Source organism: uncultured Xanthomonas sp. (genome assembly GCF_964278005.1).
Taxonomy (GTDB): Bacteria; Pseudomonadota; Gammaproteobacteria; order Xanthomonadales; family Xanthomonadaceae; genus Xanthomonas_A; species Xanthomonas_A sontii.
This window is the reverse complement of record NZ_CAXYKF010000023.1, coordinates 410,125-425,692: the sequence shown is the minus strand read 5'-3', so window position 1 is coordinate 425,692 and position 15,568 is coordinate 410,125. Positions and strand designations below refer to the sequence as shown.

The 15,568-nt window shown below is 69.2% G+C and carries 13 protein-coding genes; 3 read left to right on the top strand and 10 right to left on the bottom strand.

The window, feature by feature from the left end; genetic code table 11:
- Positions 1 to 110: 110 nt before the first annotated feature.
- Genes nagA through ACHWVH_RS16145 form a run of 5 tightly spaced genes read right to left on the bottom strand, consistent with a single transcriptional unit; the run spans position 111 to position 5,455 of the window.
- On the bottom strand, positions 111 to 1,256 hold the full coding sequence (nagA, locus tag ACHWVH_RS16165; protein WP_394687551.1) for an N-acetylglucosamine-6-phosphate deacetylase: 1,146 nt from the start codon (positions 1,254 to 1,256) through the stop codon (positions 111 to 113).
- Entirely contained in the window at positions 1,256 to 2,284 is a 1,029-nt protein-coding gene (locus ACHWVH_RS16160; RefSeq protein WP_152237549.1) for an SIS domain-containing protein, read from the bottom strand. Before ACHWVH_RS16160 ends, nagA begins: the two co-directional genes overlap by 1 nt.
- 8 nt (positions 2,285 to 2,292) lie before the next feature.
- Entirely contained in the window at positions 2,293 to 3,360 is a 1,068-nt protein-coding gene (locus tag ACHWVH_RS16155) for a LacI family DNA-binding transcriptional regulator (RefSeq protein ID WP_010343153.1), read from the bottom strand.
- A gap of 37 nt (positions 3,361 to 3,397) precedes the next feature.
- Entirely contained in the window at positions 3,398 to 4,663 is a 1,266-nt protein-coding gene (locus ACHWVH_RS16150) for a sugar MFS transporter (protein ID WP_017908362.1), read from the bottom strand.
- A gap of 36 nt (positions 4,664 to 4,699) precedes the next feature.
- The gene (locus ACHWVH_RS16145; RefSeq protein WP_010343151.1) at positions 4,700 to 5,455 is read right to left on the bottom strand and encodes a GntR family transcriptional regulator; all 756 of its coding nucleotides are present in this window, start codon (positions 5,453 to 5,455) and stop codon (positions 4,700 to 4,702) included.
- Positions 5,456 to 6,195: 740 nt separating this feature from the next.
- Between ACHWVH_RS16145 and ACHWVH_RS16140 the strand changes: the two genes are divergently transcribed.
- Positions 6,196 to 8,829, top strand: a complete 2,634-nt coding sequence (locus ACHWVH_RS16140; RefSeq protein ID WP_394687550.1) for a TonB-dependent receptor — start codon at positions 6,196 to 6,198, stop codon at positions 8,827 to 8,829.
- 106 nt (positions 8,830 to 8,935) lie between these two features.
- Here the strand turns inward: ACHWVH_RS16140 and ACHWVH_RS16135 are convergent, their stop codons facing one another.
- The 3 genes from ACHWVH_RS16135 to ACHWVH_RS16125 all read right to left on the bottom strand — a co-directional run bounded on the left by ACHWVH_RS16135 (position 8,936) and on the right by ACHWVH_RS16125 (position 11,386).
- Positions 8,936 to 9,652, bottom strand: a complete 717-nt coding sequence (locus ACHWVH_RS16135) for an expansin EXLX1 family cellulose-binding protein (RefSeq protein WP_394687549.1) — start codon at positions 9,650 to 9,652, stop codon at positions 8,936 to 8,938.
- A 154-nt stretch (positions 9,653 to 9,806) separates the two neighbouring features.
- The gene (locus tag ACHWVH_RS16130; protein WP_295928379.1) at positions 9,807 to 10,202 is read right to left on the bottom strand and encodes a VanZ family protein; all 396 of its coding nucleotides are present in this window, start codon (positions 10,200 to 10,202) and stop codon (positions 9,807 to 9,809) included.
- Positions 10,202 to 11,386, bottom strand: coding sequence for a class I SAM-dependent methyltransferase (locus tag ACHWVH_RS16125; RefSeq protein WP_295928381.1), 1,185 nt, complete (start codon positions 11,384 to 11,386; stop codon positions 10,202 to 10,204). The genes ACHWVH_RS16130 and ACHWVH_RS16125 overlap by 1 nt, the downstream gene beginning before the upstream one ends.
- A 54-nt stretch (positions 11,387 to 11,440) precedes the next feature.
- Here ACHWVH_RS16125 and ACHWVH_RS16120 point away from each other — a divergent pair, with 54 nt between their 5' ends.
- The gene (locus tag ACHWVH_RS16120; RefSeq protein ID WP_295914494.1) at positions 11,441 to 12,175 is read left to right on the top strand and encodes a pteridine reductase; all 735 of its coding nucleotides are present in this window, start codon (positions 11,441 to 11,443) and stop codon (positions 12,173 to 12,175) included.
- Positions 12,176 to 12,293: 118 nt separating this feature from the next.
- On the opposite strand, the gene folK is transcribed toward ACHWVH_RS16120, so the two are convergent.
- Entirely contained in the window at positions 12,294 to 12,818 is a 525-nt protein-coding gene (folK, locus tag ACHWVH_RS16115) for a 2-amino-4-hydroxy-6-hydroxymethyldihydropteridine diphosphokinase (protein WP_295928382.1), read from the bottom strand.
- A gap of 96 nt (positions 12,819 to 12,914) precedes the next feature.
- Between folK and ACHWVH_RS16110 the strand changes: the two genes are divergently transcribed.
- Complete coding sequence (locus ACHWVH_RS16110; protein WP_295928384.1) at positions 12,915 to 13,754, top strand: 20S proteasome subunit A/B; 840 nt, start codon at positions 12,915 to 12,917, stop codon at positions 13,752 to 13,754.
- Between the two features lie 294 nt (positions 13,755 to 14,048).
- On the opposite strand, the gene ACHWVH_RS16105 is transcribed toward ACHWVH_RS16110, so the two are convergent.
- Entirely contained in the window at positions 14,049 to 15,563 is a 1,515-nt protein-coding gene (locus ACHWVH_RS16105; RefSeq protein ID WP_394687548.1) for a response regulator, read from the bottom strand.
- Between the last annotated feature and the right edge of the window lie 5 nt (positions 15,564 to 15,568).

Genomic DNA, 15,568 nt, shown 5'->3' with positions numbered 1-15,568 from the left:
CGCCTGTGACCGCGCATAGGCTCGGCGCACGCCAGGCCACAGCAAACCAGACCGCGGCCGGCGGCACAACGTCCGCTGCGAGCACCGCCAGGCGGTGCTCGCGCGGCCGCTTACTCCATCGCGCCGGCGATCCAGGTGTGGCGGACCTGCAACGCGTCGTCCAGCAGCACCAGGTCGGCCTGGTAGCCGGGCGCGATGTGGCCGTAGCGGTGGTCCAGGCCCACGCACTGCGCCGGGTACAGCGAGGCCATGCGCGCGGCTTCTTCCAGCGGCACGCCCAGCCACTGCACGCTGTTGCGCACCGCGCTGGCCATGTCCAGCGCCGAGCCGGCCAGGGCGCCGGCGGCGTTGCGCACCACGCCGTCGATGGCGGTGATGGTTTCGCCGTACAGGTCGAACGCGGGGCTGTCGGCGCCGACCATCGGCATCGCATCGGTGACCAGGAACACGGTGCCGCGCGGCTTGGCCGCCAGCGCCACGCGCAGGCTGGCCGGATGCACGTGCACTCCGTCGACGATCACCCCGCACCAGGCGTTGCGGTCTTCCAGCGCCGCGCCGACCACGCCGGGATCGCGTCCCTGCAGCGGGGTCATGGCGTTGTAGAGGTGGGTGAAGCCGCAGATGCCGGCGTCCAGCCCGGCACGGATCTCTTCGTAGCTGGCGGCGGTGTGGCCGGCGAACACGCGCGCACCGGCCGCGGCCAGGGTGCGGATGCTGGCCGCCGGCACGCGTTCCGGTGCCAGGGTGATCAGGGTGACGCCGTTGTCCAGCGAGGCGGCCATGGCCAGTTCGTCGGCGTCGGGCACGCGGAACTTGTCGGCGTTGTGGGTGCCCTTGCGCGCCGGCGCCAGGTACGGCCCTTCCAGGTGGATGCCGAGCACGCCCGGCACCCCCTCGGCGATGGCCTGGCGGGTGGCGGCGATCGCCGCGCGCATCACCTCCACGTCGTCGCTGATCAGCGTCGGCAGGTAGCCGGTGGTGCCGTAGCGGCGATGGCCCTGGCCGATGCGGCGCAGCGCCTCGACGTCGGTGCGGTTGTTGAACAGCACGCCGCCGCCGCCGTTGACCTGCAGGTCGATGAAGCCCGGCAGCAGGCTGCCGCCGCCCAGGTCGTGCTGCACCGGCGCTGCCGCCACGCGCGGGTCGGCGTCGTCGAGCAGGGCGAGGATGCGCCCGCCCTCCAGCAGCACGCTGACGCCGTCGAGGAACCCGTCCTCGCCGAGCACGCGCGCGTTGCGCAGCGCCACCGTGGTCATCAGACGGTCTCCGTCACTTTGTTCAGATGCGGCGGCAGGTCCGGGTTGTAGCCGCGGCGCAGCGCCAGGGCGTTGATCGCACGGTAGAAGCTCTGGATCGCCAGCAGCGGCGCGCACGCCGGGTGCGGCGCGGCGACCAGCGGCAGGTCGCCGCCGGCGCTGGCCAGCCACACCTGCGCGCCGCGGCCGCGGAACTCCTCGGCCAGCCGCCGGGTGCCCTCGCCGGCTTCGTCCGGCTGGTCGAATGCCAGCACCGGGAAACCCGGGCCGACCAGCGCCATCGGCCCGTGCTTCACTTCCGCCGAGCTGTAGGCCTCGGCGTGCAGGCCGCAGGTCTCCTTGAACTTCAGCGCCGCTTCCTGCGCCGCCGCCAGGCCCAGGCCGCGGTCGAGCACGAACAGGTTGTGCGCCTCGACCAGGCCGTCGGTCAGCGAGCGCCAGTCGGCCTGCCAGGCCGCACGCAGCGCCTGCGGCAATTCCTGCAGTGCGCCCAGCAGCGCCGGGTCGTTCTTCCAGTGCGCGCCGAGCTGCAGGATCGCCGCCAGCGAGGCCAGGTAGCTCTTGGTCGCGGCCACGCTCTTCTCCGGGCCGGCGCCGAGCGGGATCACCGTGTCGGCCAGCTGCGCCAGCGGCGAATCCTCGACGTTGACCAGCGCCACCACGCGCGCGCCGGCGTCCTTGGCCGCCTGCGCGTTGCGCAGCAGGTCCGGGCTCTTGCCCGACTGCGAGATCACCAGGTACAGCGCCCCGCGCAACTGCAGCGGCGCTTCGTACACCGAGCCCACCGACGGCGAGGCCGAGGCGGTGACCACGCCGAGCTGGGTCTCGAACAGGTACTTGGCGTAGGTGGCGGCGTGGTCGGAACTGCCGCGCGCGCAGGTCACCACGAACGGCGGCGGCGCGGCGCGCAACGACGCGGCGAGCGCGCTCACGGTGGCCTGGTTGCGTTCGAACTGCGCGGCGACGACCGCGGCGGCTTCCGCGGCTTCGCGGAACATCAGGGTTTCGGTTTCGGAGGGCAGCGCCATGGGCAGGGTCACGTGGGGTCTGGGGAGGAGGAACGGCGGGAATGCGGCTGCATGGGCGCGGTCGAGCCGCGCACCACCAGTTGCGGCACGAAGCCCTGGTTGTGCACCGGCGCGGGATGGTCTTCGTAGGCATCGCTACGCAGCTGGCTGATCAGCAGCCGCGCGGCGTGGCGGGCGATGTCTTCGGTGGCCTGCTTGGCGGTGGTCAGCGGCGGCCACGACTGGCGCGAGAACGGGCTGTCCTCGAAGCCGGCGATGGACAGGTCGTAGGGCACGTTCATGCCCGCCGACTTGGCCGCGGCCAGCACGCCGGCGGCGATCTCGTCGTTGGAGCCGAAGATCGCGGTCGGTGGTTCGCGCAGCGCCAGCAGGCGGCGGGCGCCGCGGAAGCCGTCGTCGAAGGTGTAGTCGCCGGGGATCACCAGGTGCTTGTCCAGGGTGATGCCGTAGTCCTTCAGCGCCGCCTCGTAGCCGGCATAGCGCTCGCCGCTGGAGCGATGCGAGGTGCCGCCCCACAGGAAGCCGATGCGCTGGTGGCCGAGCTGGATCAGGTGTTCGGTGATCTCGTAGGCGGCATCGCGGTCGTCGACGTAGACGCACGGGCCGTCCTGCGGATCCTCGGTGGCGGCGATGATGCGCACGGTCTTGATCCCGCGCGCGGCCAGCGCCGCGACCAGGTCGGCACGCTCGGACATCGGCGCGGTCAGCACCAGCCCGGCCAGGCGCGAGCGCTGGGTCCACTCGGCCAGTTCCTCGGCGAGCATCGGCGCGGTGGAATCGCAGGGGTGGATCTGCAGGCCGAAGCCGGTCTCGCGGCAGGCGGCGAGCACGCCGTTCTGCACGCCGATGATGTGGTACGGGTTGGGGTTGTCGTACACCAGCCCGATCACGAACGGGGTGCCGCTGCGCAGGTTGCGCGCCGACGGATCCGGCTCGTAGTCGAGTTCGGCGATGGCGTGCAGCACGCGCGAGCGCGTGGCCTGCATCACCGACGGTTCGTTGTTGATGACCCGCGAAACGGTCTTCAGCGACACCCGCGCCCGTTCGGCGACGTCTTTGATGGTGGGTCTGCGCATTGGATAGGTTTGCCGAGTTGGAGAAAAGCGCGTCAGCTCACCGCGCGCCCTGGCCGACGCGGTGACCGCGCAGCGCGAAGAACAGGATGTACAGGTAGCAGGCGATCATCAGGCCGGCGAAGACCACCTGGAAATCGAAGGACTCCTTCAGATGGGCGAACAGCTGCGGCACCGCGGCGCCGCCCACGATGCCCATGATCAACAGCGCTGCGCCCTTTTCGGTGAACTTGCCCAGCCCCTTGATGGCCAGCGGGAAGATGGCCGGCCACATGATGGCGTTGGCGAATCCGAGCGCCGCCACGAACGCCACCGAGACATAGCCGCCGGTCACCATCGCGCACAGCGAAAACACGATGCCGAGGCAGGCCGAAATGGACAGGTACTTCTCCTGGGAGATGTACTTCGGGATCAGCACCAGGCCGAGCAGGTAGCCGGCCAGCATGCAGGCCAGGGTGCCGATGGTGAAATATTTCGCGTAGTCGAGCGAGAGACCGAGGCTGTTGCCGTAGATGCCGATCGCATCGCCGGCCATCACCTCGGCGCCGACATACACGAAGATGCACAACGCGCCCAGCCACACGTGCGGAAACGCGAAGATGCTGTCGCGGCTGCGCTCGTCGGAGGCCGACGCGTTCGCCGTCTCGGGGCTGATCTCGGGCAAGGGCGAAAACAGGATGGCGACGGAAAGCACGGCCAGGATGCCGGCGATCGCCATGTAAGGGCCGTGGATGCGGCCAGCGAACTCCTGCAACAGCAGCTCCTTCTGCGCCGGCAGCACCTGTTCGATCTGCGTCGAAAAATCCTCCATGCCGTGCAGGACCACCTTCGCCAGTCCATAGGTGGCCAGCGCGCCCGCCACCTTGTTGCAGATGCCCATCAGCGCGATACGGCGCGCGGCGCCGTCGATCGGCCCGAGGATGCTGATGTACGGATTGACCGCGGTCTGCAGCAAGGCCAGGCCGCCGCCGATGATGAAGATGCCGCTCACCGCGCCCACGTAGGAACGGGCATTGGTGAACTGGCCGAAGATCGCGGCGCCGATCGCCATGATCAGCAGGCTCAGCGCCAGGCCCTTCTTCATCCCGGTCAGCTTCAGGATGAGCGAAGAAGGCAATGCCAGGCAGAAGTAGGAAATGTAGAACGCACTCGGGATGAGAAACGCGAAGGTGTCGCTGACATTGAAGGCGACCTTGGCGAACAGGATCAACGGCCCGTTGATCCAGGTAAAGAAGCCCATGATGAAGAACAACAGGCCGACGATGGCGATGGAAGCGTAGGGACTGGCGGGCCGTGCGGTGGTCATGGGCGGCGTGCTCCGGGAGGGCGCGGGGATCGGCGGTCAGCGTCGCAGTTCGGCGACGAAGTCGTAGTAGTCGTTGTGGCAATAGGTGTCGGTCAGTTCGATCGCGCTGCCGTCGCGGGTGTAGCCGACCCGCACCACGTGCAGGATCGCCTCGCCTTCCTTCATGCCGAGATGGCCGGCCAGCCGCGCCGGCAGGTTGATGGCGCGGAAGTATTGCAGCGCCCGCACCACCGGGGTGCCGCGCTCGTCCAGGTAGCTGTAGAGCGAATCGGCAATGGCGTGCGGATCGGGCACCACGTGCTGCGGCAGCACCGCCTTTTCGTAAGCCATCACCCGGCCGTCGGCGCTGCGCAGGCGGGTCAGCGCAGCGACCACCGTGTCCGGGGACAGGCCCAGGCGCAGGATCTCCTCGCCATGCGCCGGGCGCGTGCGCCGCTCCAGCCAGCGCGTGCCCGGCTCCAGGCCCTTCATGCGCAGGGTTTCACTGAAGCTGGCCAGGCCGCTGAGCTGGTGCTGGATGTGCGAGGTGACGAAAGTGCCGGCGCCCTGCCGGCGCGACACCAGGCCTTGTTCGACCAGCGCATCCACGGCCTGACGCAGCGTGACCCGCGACACCTGCAGGTACTCGCACAGCTGCCGTTCGGCCGGCAACGCCTCGCCCGGCTTCCACTGCCCGCCCTTGATCGCCTCGACCAGCTTGCTGGCCAGTTGCAGGTACAGCGGCGTCGGCGCGTCCGGGTCCACGGCCAGCGCATGCAGGCGTGGATCGGCCTGCGGCTTGGGCTTGGTCATGGCGAGCTCTCCAGTCCGCATGGATTCATTATGTCCAATATAGTACCAATCGGCGGGTCGTGCACGTCGCGCCACAGCACGCGGCGCAGGCCCCGGACCGACAGCGCTGCCCGACCACGGCAACAGTGCAGTGGCGCGTCATCCCGAAATTCGCGGCGGCGAGCCGCCCAAGCCCCCTGGCCTCGGGCCGCGCCCTGCGCACGGCGAGCGGCCGATTCCCGCCAGCGCTGGCGCCCATGCCCAGACGGCGGTCATGGCCGATGCCGATGGATCATGTGCCGGTATCCGCCCTTCGGCGAGCTTGGGTGCAGCGCCGCAAACCGCATCGTTGTCACCGGCGGACACGAATTTGTCTACAAGCCACAAGACCAATCACGGCGATGCCTGGCAGAGGTCTGAACCACCGCCCCTGCGACAGCCCGGATCGCGATAAATCCCCGGAAATCGGCCCAAGTCATCGACGTGAAGGCCGGTACGCGACCCGACAGGCCGCGGCGCAATCCCAGACACCACGGCCCGGTTTTGCCCCGCCACCGGGGCCACCCCCGCGGCATCGCGTTGACATCGTTGTCACCGGATCGTAAAGGTTCTGCACGCTTCGCAACGAATTCGGCACAAACACGGCGTCCGCGGACCCAGGGGAATCGGCATCGGTCCGCGCCGCCAGGCAGCACGCAACTCCGTCCCGCACCGTCGGTCACGCCGACGGCGCCCATCCATGAATGATGAGGAGAGACATCATGCGTCACCGCCCGTCCGTCCTGTCGGCCGCCATCGCCGCCAGCGTCCTCGCCTTCGCCGCGCAGGCGCAGCAGGCCGATTCCGCCGCCACCGATCTGGACGCGGTCCAGGTGGTCGGCATCCGCGCCAGCCTGGAGAAGTCGCTGGACACCAAGCGCAACAACGTCACCGTGTCCGAGGCGATCACCGCCGAGGACATCGGCAAGTTCCCCAGCACCAACGTCGCCGAGGCGTTCGCGCAGATTCCCGGCGTCACCATCGACCGCCGCTTCGGCCAGGGCGAGCGGGTCAGCATCGACGGCACCGATCCCAGCCTCAACCTGTCGTTCCTGGACGGCCACCCGGTGGCGCAGGCGATCTGGCTGTACGGCGAGCAGCCCAACCGCGGCTTCGACTACACCCTGCTGTCGCCGCAGATCCTGGGCCGCGCGGAGATCGTCAAGTCCACCGAGGCGCGGCTGACCGAAGGCAGCCTCGGCGGCACCGTGCTGATGCATACACGCCAGCCGCTGGACCTGAAGGCCAACGAGATCGCCGGCTCGGTCGGCTACAGCTACAGCCAGCAGGCCAGCGAGGGCAAGCCCAACGCCTCGCTGCTGTACAGCTGGAAGAATCCGCAGGAGACCTTCGGCGTCGCGGTGTCCGCGCAGCATTACGAGGAACGCGTGGACCGCCAGGGCCTGGAAGTGTTCGGCTACGCCAAGGCCGGCAGCTTCGCCAATGCCGCCGGCGTGCCGGCCGATGCGGACGTGCCCAACTCGATCAACGCCGCCTGGTTCCAGCAGGACCGCAAGCGCGACAGCGCAGTGGTGAATCTGCAGCTCAAGCCCAACGAGGCGCTGGAGTTCAACCTCAGCGGCCTGTACATCAAGGAAGACTTCGACAACTACAACCAGTCGATGTACAGCTTCCTCACCTGGAACCCGGGCACCGTCGCCGCGGTCGACGCGCTGGGCGACGTGCGCAACGGCGTGGTCAACAGCGGCCATTCCAGTGCCAACGCCAATGCGGGCGGCGGCACGGTGATCTACGACAACAACGTGCGCCAGTCGCAGGTGACCACCAAGGGCCTGGACCTGCGCGGCGCCTACCGCGGCGAACGCTGGACCTTGCGCGGCCAGGTCGGCCAGAGCAAGTCCGACAACGACCACCTGGCGCAGTACTTCATCGAGCCGTTCTACAACGGCGGCTTCCGCTGGGATCTGGACCGCGGCATCCGCTTCGACGATCCCACCGCCGCGCGCAACCCGGCCAACTGGGGCTCGGCCGGCGGCTGGATCGGCAACAACGGCGTGTTTTCCACCCAGAGCAAGGACCGCTACGGCCAGCTCGATCTGGACCTGCAGTTCGACGGCGTGTTCAACCAGTTGCTGGTCGGCGTGCGCCAGGGCAAGCACGACGAGGACTTCGCGCTCAACGTGTACGGCGGCGTCACCCCGGCCACCCTGGCCGACATCGGCACCATCGGCCTGACCGACATCCGCGGGTTCTATCCCGACCACGGCCAGCACGTGCAGGCCGGGCGCGGCAACGTGATCGACTGGATCCGCAACAGCCCGGTCGACTACGCCAATCCGGACCCGTCCAGCTACCTCAACAACACCTGGGCGCTGCAGCAGACCAACAACGCCGGCTACGTGCAGCTGAACTTCTCCAACGCCGGCCTGCGCGGCAACCTGGGCCTGCGCTACGTGCGCTCCAAGACCGAAGGCAGCGGCTTCGTCTACAGCGGCACGCCGACCCTGCAGGATCTGGACAGCAAGTGGCGGACCCGCACGCAGACCGAGCACTTCCTGCTGCCGTCGTTGAACCTGGCCTACGACACCGACAACGACTGGGTGTTCCGCTTCGGTGCCGGCAAGGTGATCGCCTGGGCGCCGTACAACCAGATGGTCAACAACACCTTCCTCAACGACACCACGCTCACCGGCAGCGGCGGCAATGCCGCGCTGTCGCCCTACGAATCGTGGAACTTCAACCTCTCGGCCGAGTACTACTTCGCGCCGCAGGCGGTGGTGGCGTGGTCCATCTTCTACAAGAAGATCGACAACTACATCGACACCTCGGCCACCATCGAGCGCCAGTACAACGCGATCCGCGACACTTCGCCGCAGACCTGGGCGCAGATGCTCGGCAGCAACGGCTGCACCGCCGACGGCTACTGCGACTACAGCATCCAGCGCCCGCGCAACGCCGGCACCGGCAAGGTCAAGGGCTTCACCCTGGCCTACCAGCAGCCGTTCGGCGACAGCGGCTTCGGCCTGTCGGCCAACTACACCTATGCCAGCGGCGAGAACAACAGCGGCAACCCGCTGCCCTACCAGTCGCGCAACAGCGTCGCCTTCAGCCCCTACTACGAGAAGGGACCGTGGAACGCGCGGATCAGCCTGAACTGGCGCGACAGCTACCTGGCCGGCGGCTACGTCGCCGGCGCCGCGCCGGCCAGCGTCGACGCCTACACCGACCTGGGCGCGAGCGTGGGCTATGCGTTCAACGCGCAGTGGTCGCTGCAACTGGACGCACAGAACCTGCTGGACGAGGAATACCTGCAGTACCTGGGCGACAAGGACCACCCGGTCGGACGCTACCACAACGGCCGCCGCTACATGGCGACGCTGCACTTCAAGTTCTGAGCGTGAGGCTTCACCTGCGCTGCGGCATCATCGCCGCGGCGCAGGTGCGCACAGACCAGTGGACGCAGCGCCGGCGCGCGACCGCCGGCGCATGCACGGGCACGCCTCAGCGCGGGAACTGCACGTGCCCGTCGGCGAAGTACACGCCCTTGTCGCCCTGGCTGGGCAGCGCGCCGAGGGTGTCGGTGACCACCTGGCCGCGGATGTCGGTGAGGCGGATCTCCAGCAGTTGCGCGCCCATCTGCTCGCCGACGAAATGGTTGTACGCGGTCTTCGGCAGGCTGACCCAGTCGCCGTTCTTCCTGTATTCGAACTTCACCACCGGATAGCGGTGGTTGCGCACCTGGATCGCCGCCCAGTATTGCGAGCTGCCCTCCTTGATCCGGTACACCACGTTGCCGGTGACCGGTGCGGCCACCACCTGCCAGCGGATCGGGATGCGCCCGGCGCTGGTGTCGCCGATCGCGGCGAAGGCATTGGGCGACAGGTCCAGCCCGCAGTCGGCGCCTTCCGGATACAGGTCGGTGACGTACACGGTGACCGTGCCGCGCGGTCCCTGCACCTGCAGGTAGGCACCGGCCAGCGCCGCCTGGATTCCGCCGTCATTGAGCTGCGTCGGGTTCAGCGCGGCGATCGTGGCGGTCGGATCGATGGGATCCAGCAGCAGCGCGCCGCCGGAATAGCCGGAACTGGTGTAGGTGGCGGTGCCGCTGCAGACATCGTTCCAGCCAGCGTTGGCGGGTGCGGCGGCACTGATGGCCAGGCACAGCGCGGCGAACAGGCCGGCGCCGCGCGCGGCACGGGGGGAGTAGCGTGCTTGCATGCGTGTTCTCCTGCACAGGCGCGCGGAGTCGCCGCGCGGCGACCGGACACCTGCCCGGCGCCGGCACTCTAGGACGCGGTACGCGTGCCGCGCCTTGCGCGCGGCCTGGGATTCCACAACTTGGCCGACGCCGTAGACCGCGCGGTCACGTCGCTCAACCGCGGCTGCCGCGCTCCAGCCGCCACAGCAGATCGCGCCACGGCGTGGCCGCGGTGGCCATGCCGGCCGCCACGCCCAGGGCGTCGGCCAGGGCATCCAGCGGATCGGCCGAGCGCGTGGTGGTCCAGGCGCCCTGCGCGAATTCGATGCCCACGCCCAGCGCCAGCAGACCCAGCGCGGCCCAGGTCCAGGCGCGTGGTCCGGCATAGACCTGGACCGCCGCGGCGGCCAGCACCAGGTAGGCGATGAAATGCTCGACCTTGTCGGTGTCGGGCAGGTCCGACAACTGCGGCGGGTGCGGCATCAGGCACACGTAGATCAGCACCGCGATGCCCAGCCACCACAGCCCCAGCCACAGCCAGGGCCAGCGGAAGTCACGCACTGCCGCCATCACAGCCGCCAGGTCAGGTCGCCGGACAGGAACGCCGGCGCCAGCGACACGTCGCGCTCGAAGCCCATCACCTGGAAACGCTCGCCCATCTCGCTGGGCAGGGTCAGCTGTTTCACCTGCTGACGCAGGCGCAGTTGCGCGGCTGCGTCGCTGCGCGCCTCGGCCTCGGCCAACAGCGCGTCCAGGCCGTTGCCGAGCAGGAAGCTGGCCTGATTGCAGTAACCGGCCAGGTCGAAGCCCGCCCCGGTGCCGGCCTCGGCCAGCGCGGTGAAGTCCACAGACGCGGTCAGGTCCTGCAGGCCCGGCCAGCGGTACGGATCGGCATGCGTGCGATGCCGGTAGAACGCACGCAAGGTGCCGTCGTCGCGCTCGGGCAGATAGAACTCGCGGCGCGGATAGCCGTAGTCCACGAACAGCATCGCGCCGCTGCGCAGGCCGCCGGCCACCGCCTGGATCCAGTACGGCAACTGCGGCAGCAATTCGGAACGGTAGCCGTCGGCGAAGGGCGCCTGCAGATAGCGTTCGATGTGCCGCACCGCCGCCGCCAGCAGCGGATCGGCCGGCTGTTCGCCGCGGCGGAAGCGGCCCTCGCCATCCAGCGTCACGGTCTCCTCGAACACCTCGCCGTCGCGCAGCGCGAAGCGCGGCGTCGGCAGGGCGTCGATCACCTCGTTGGCGAACAGCACGCCGTTCCAGTCGTCGTCGAACGGCCGGTCCAGCCATTCCACCAGGTCGAACACCGGCGGGATCAGCGCGCGCGCCAGGCGCTCGCGTTGGCGTTCGCGCAGGTCGGCGCTGGGCTCCAGGATCGCATAGCGCTCTGGCAGCGCATCCAGCGCCAGCAGGCGCTTGAGCATGACCTCGGCGAACGCGCCGCTGCCGCCGCCCACTTCCAGCATCCGCGCCTGCGGCCCGAGTTGCTGCAGCACCGGCGCCAGCGCATTGGACACGGTGGCGGCGAACAGCGGCCCCAGTTCCGGCGCGGTGACGAAATCGCCCTCTTCGCCGAACTTGCTGCTGCCGGCGCTGTAGTAGCCCAGGCCGGGCGCGTACAGCGCCAGCTCCATGAAGCGCGAGAACGGAATGGCTCCGCCGGCGGCGGCGATCTCGGCGCGCATGTGCGCGGCCAGGCGCTCGCTGTGGGCCAATGCGGTGGCATCGGGCAAAGGAAGGTCGGTGGGCATGCGGCGCCGGATTGCGTGGACAATGCACAGCATAGCCGAGCATGGAACCCGTACATGACCCAGACCAAAGTCGCCCTGATCACCGGCAGCGCGCGGCGCATCGGCGCCGGCATCGCCCGGCGCCTGCACGCGGCCGGCTACGCCGTCGCCCTGCATGCGCATACCTCGCAGGCCGAGCTGCAGGCGCTGGCGCAGGAACTGGAATCCCTGCGCGCCGGCAGCACGCTGACCCTGCAGGCCGACCTGCGCGACACCGCGCAGCTACCCGACCTGGTGGCGCAATGCGTGGCGCGCTTCGGCCGCCTCGACGCACTGGTCAACAACGCCTCCAACTTCTATCCCACGCCGTTGCACGAGGCCACACCGGCACAATGGGACGACCTGTTCGCGGTCAACGCGCGCGCGCCGCTGTTCCTGGCGCAGGCCGCCGCCGCGCAACTGCGCCAGCACGGCGGCGCGATCGTCAACCTCACCGACCTGCACGCGGAAACGCCGCTGCGCGCGCATCCGCTGTACAGCGCAGCCAAGGCCGCCCTGGCGATGCTGACCCGCTCGCTGGCGCTGGAACTGGCACCGCAGGTCCGCGTCAACGCCATCGCCCCCGGTGCGATCCTGTGGCCCGACGCCGGCAAGGACGCCGCCGCGCAGCAGGCCCTGCTGGCACGCACCCCGCTGGCACGCACCGGCCAGGTCGAGGAAATCGCCGACACCGTGCGCTGGCTGCTCGACGACGCCAGCTTCGTCACCGGACAGACCGTGCGGGTGGATGGTGGGCGCGGGCTGACTTGAAGGCTGGGAACGGGGAATGGGGAATGGGGAATCGGCAAGCGCGACCTCTTTCCCGCCATTGCTGAGCGCTACGCCAGGCCGCGCCATGACAGCGCGACGATCGGCCCGGCACCCGGCTCTACCGATTCCCCAATCCCGATTCCCCATTCCCGGCTTCATCAACCAACTCCACCACCTCGAACACCTTTCCGTGCTCGGCATGCGCCTGCCATAGCGCGCCCAGGGTTTGGCCGCTGACCGGGTCGACGAACTCGGCGGCGATGTCGGCCAGCGGCTTGAGCACGAAGGCATGGCGCAGCTCGGGCCGCGGGATGCGCAGGTGGCCGGGGCCTTCGACGATGCGGTCGCCGTAGAACACCACGTCGATGTCCAGGGTGCGGTCGCTGAAGCGCGGGCCGCTGCGGTCGCGCCCGTGCGCGTCCTCCAGCGCATGCAGCCAGTCGTCCAGCGGCGCCAGCTCCCAGTCGGTCTGCAGCGCCACCGCGTTGTTCAGGAAGGCCGGCCCGTCGAAACCGACCGCCGCGGTGCGATAGGTCGGCGACACCGCGACCGCACCGAACTGCCGGCGCAGCGCCGCGATCGCCGCGGCCAGATGGTGACGCGGGCGCAGGTTGCTGCCCAGGCTCAGAAGCACGGTGGTCATGCGCTATTCGCGCATGCCGCGACCGCGAGCGTCAACGGCTAGCCAAGCCCGAGCCGCCCCCATAGAATCGGGACGTACCCGGTTTTCGGCAGCGCCATGACATATTGCGTCGGCATCGAAGTGGACGAAGGCCTGGTCTTCGCCGCTGACACCCGCACCAACGCCTCGCTGGACGACGTCCGCGTCCACCGCAAGCTGCATGTGTTCGAGTATCCGGGACAGGCGGTGTTCGCGCTGATGTCGGCCGGCAACCTGGCGACCACGCAGCTGACCATTTCGCGTCTGCAGCGCGACGCCGACGATCCCGAGGCGCCGCGCAGCCTGCGCAGCTTCCGCCACCTGTTCGAGGTCGCCGAGTACGTCGGCGACGTGCTGGCCTCCAGCCAGATCAAGCTGTCCGAGCAATCGCAGCACAGCGGCATCAACGTGCAGTCGACGCTGATCCTGGGCGGGCAGATCGCCGGCGAACGGCCCGGGCTGTACATGATCTACCCGCTCGGCAACGCCATCGCCACCTCGCCGGAGACGCCGTACCTGCAGATCGGCGAATCCAAGTACGGCAAGCCGATCCTGGACCGCATCATCCGTTCGGAGATGCAACTGGAAGACGCCGCGCGCACCGCGCTGGTGTCGCTGGACTCGACCATCCGCTCCAACCTGTCGGTGGGCATGCCGATCGACCTGGCGCTGATCCGCCGCAACGACCTGCGCGTGACCGAGCGCATGCGCCTGGAAGCGGACACGCCGCTGTACGCCGAGATCCACGACACCTGGTCGCGCAAGCTGGAGAACGCCGTGCGCACCCTGCCGCGTTTCCCGTGGGAACCGGCCCTGGCCGCCGACCACGACACCGAAGCCCGCGACGCCCTGCCGCCCCTGCCCCCCCGCCGCTCCCCCGCCCGCCGCGACCCGGAAGACCAGTCGGCGCAGCAGTGAGGGGCCGGGAATGGGGAATCGGAACAGCCGGAGCGCGGAGCTTGCGCTGAGACATGATGGCCGCTGAGGCGTCAATCCGTTGCCCTTGCGTTCTAAGCTGCACTTATCGGATCCGGTGAGCTTTGCCTCTCTCGGTGACTCCAGATAAAGGAGTCACGTCATCGCGCAGCTGGCGCTGGAGATACGGTCGCCATGCAGCAATGAGCATCTGCTTTGGCTTTGGCTTTGGCTTTGGCTTTGGCTTTGGCTTTTGCCTTTCCCATTCCCCATTCCCCCATCCCCATTCCCAGCACCTCAGCCGCTTTCGAGGGCATGCGCCACCGCGCGGAACACGCGCTGCATTTCCAGCGGCTTGCGCAGGACGTGCACGGCGATGTCGGCGGGGAAGTGGTCACGCTCCAGGTTGGTGCCGGTGTCCTCGAGCACGATCGCCGGGCCCTGGTAGCCCAGGTCCTGCAGCGCCAGCAGCAGGTGCACCGCCGAGAGCAGGATGATGTCGCTGTCGACGATCACCAGCTCCGGCAGGCCGTGCTCCTCGACGTCGCGCAGCGCCGCGGCGCCGTCGGACGCCAACTGCGGACGGTAGCCCTGGCTGGACAGCGCATTGCCGAGCAGCGACAGGCGCGTGGCCTCGCCGTCGACGAGGAGCACGCGCTGGCCCTTGCCCATCGGCAGCGACGGCTCCGGCTCGAAGGACGGCGCCGGCGCGCGCAGCGGGATCAGCATTTCGAAACAGGTGCCCTGCCCCGGCGTGCTGTCCACGCCGATCCGGCCGCCGTAGCTTTCGACGATGCGCTTGCACGAGATCAGGCCCAGGCCGGTACCGTCCGGCTTGGTGGTGAAGAAGGGGCTGAACAGCCGCGCCTGGGTCTCCGCATCCATGCCCATGCCGCTGTCGCGGACCAGGATGCGCACCTGCTCGCTGCCGTCGGCGCCGATCGCCGGCGCCGCCGAGAAGCTCAGCTGGCCGCCGTCGGGCATCGCCTGGATCGCGTTGAGGCCGAGGTTGAGCAGGCACTGCTGCAGTTCGGTGTAGTTGGCTTCGATCGACAGCGCCGGATCGGCCACGTCCGCCTGCAGCGTCACCCGCTCCGGCAGGCTGCTCTTGAGCAGCATCTGCACCGCCTGGAACAGTTCGGCGATGCGTACCCGCTCGCTCGGCGTGCGCGAACCGCGCACGAACGACAGCATCGACTCGGCCATTTCGTGGCCGCGCCGGCCGCACTCGGCGATGACGTCGGCCAGGTGCCGCAGTTGCGGATCGTCGCTGCGCCCGACGATCAGTTCCGGCACGATCAGCAGCGGCTGCAGGATGTTGCGCAGGTCGTGGCTGAGGCCGGCGGCGAGCAGGGCCAGGCTCTCCAGCCGCTGCGCGCGCATCAGTTCGCGCTCCACCCGCTGCCGCTCGCGCTCGGTGCGGGCCTCGCGGATCGCCCGCGCCACCGCCGACGGCAGGCGGGTCGGGTTGTGCTTGATGATGTAGTCGTTGGCGCCGTCGCGCAGCGCCTCCACCGCGGTCTCCTCGCCGATGGTGCCGGAGACGAAGATGAAGGGCACGGCGTTGCCGTCCTCGCGCACCACCCGCAGCGCCTCGTGCCCGGAGAACCCAGGCATGCTCAGGTCCGACAGCACGATGTCAGGCGCGAACTCGCCCAGCGCCTCGCGCAGGGTCGGCTCGCTTTCCACGCGGCGGAAGGTCGCCTCCAGGCCGGCGTCCAGCAACTGGTCGGACAGCAGCTCGGCATCCTCCGGGGAATCCTCGACCATGAGGATCCGGATCGGGCCAAGCCTGGGGCCGGTGGTGGGCATGCGCG

Bases quoted from the DNA above. Each gene is read 5' to 3' on its own strand.
- ACHWVH_RS16125 (WP_295928381.1), bottom strand. From the start codon at position 11,386: ATGCCCACCGACCTTCCTTTGCCCGATGCCACCGCATTGGCCCACAGC.
- ACHWVH_RS16105 (WP_394687548.1), bottom strand. From the start codon at position 15,563: ATGCCCACCACCGGCCCCAGGCTTGGCCCGATCCGGATCCTCATGGTC.
- ACHWVH_RS16155 (WP_010343153.1), bottom strand. From the start codon at position 3,360: ATGCGCAGACCCACCATCAAAGACGTCGCCGAACGGGCGCGGGTGTCG.
- ACHWVH_RS16160 (WP_152237549.1), bottom strand. From the start codon at position 2,284: ATGGCGCTGCCCTCCGAAACCGAAACCCTGATGTTCCGCGAAGCCGCG.
- folK (WP_295928382.1), bottom strand. From the start codon at position 12,818: ATGACCACCGTGCTTCTGAGCCTGGGCAGCAACCTGCGCCCGCGTCAC.
- ACHWVH_RS16140 (WP_394687550.1), top strand. From the start codon at position 6,196: ATGCGTCACCGCCCGTCCGTCCTGTCGGCCGCCATCGCCGCCAGCGTC.
- ACHWVH_RS16145 (WP_010343151.1), bottom strand. From the start codon at position 5,455: ATGACCAAGCCCAAGCCGCAGGCCGATCCACGCCTGCATGCGCTGGCC.
- nagA (WP_394687551.1), bottom strand. From the start codon at position 1,256: ATGACCACGGTGGCGCTGCGCAACGCGCGCGTGCTCGGCGAGGACGGG.
- ACHWVH_RS16120 (WP_295914494.1), top strand. From the start codon at position 11,441: ATGACCCAGACCAAAGTCGCCCTGATCACCGGCAGCGCGCGGCGCATC.
- ACHWVH_RS16135 (WP_394687549.1), bottom strand. From the start codon at position 9,652: ATGCAAGCACGCTACTCCCCCCGTGCCGCGCGCGGCGCCGGCCTGTTC.
- ACHWVH_RS16150 (WP_017908362.1), bottom strand. From the start codon at position 4,663: ATGACCACCGCACGGCCCGCCAGTCCCTACGCTTCCATCGCCATCGTC.
- ACHWVH_RS16110 (WP_295928384.1), top strand. From the start codon at position 12,915: ATGACATATTGCGTCGGCATCGAAGTGGACGAAGGCCTGGTCTTCGCC.
- ACHWVH_RS16130 (WP_295928379.1), bottom strand. From the start codon at position 10,202: ATGGCGGCAGTGCGTGACTTCCGCTGGCCCTGGCTGTGGCTGGGGCTG.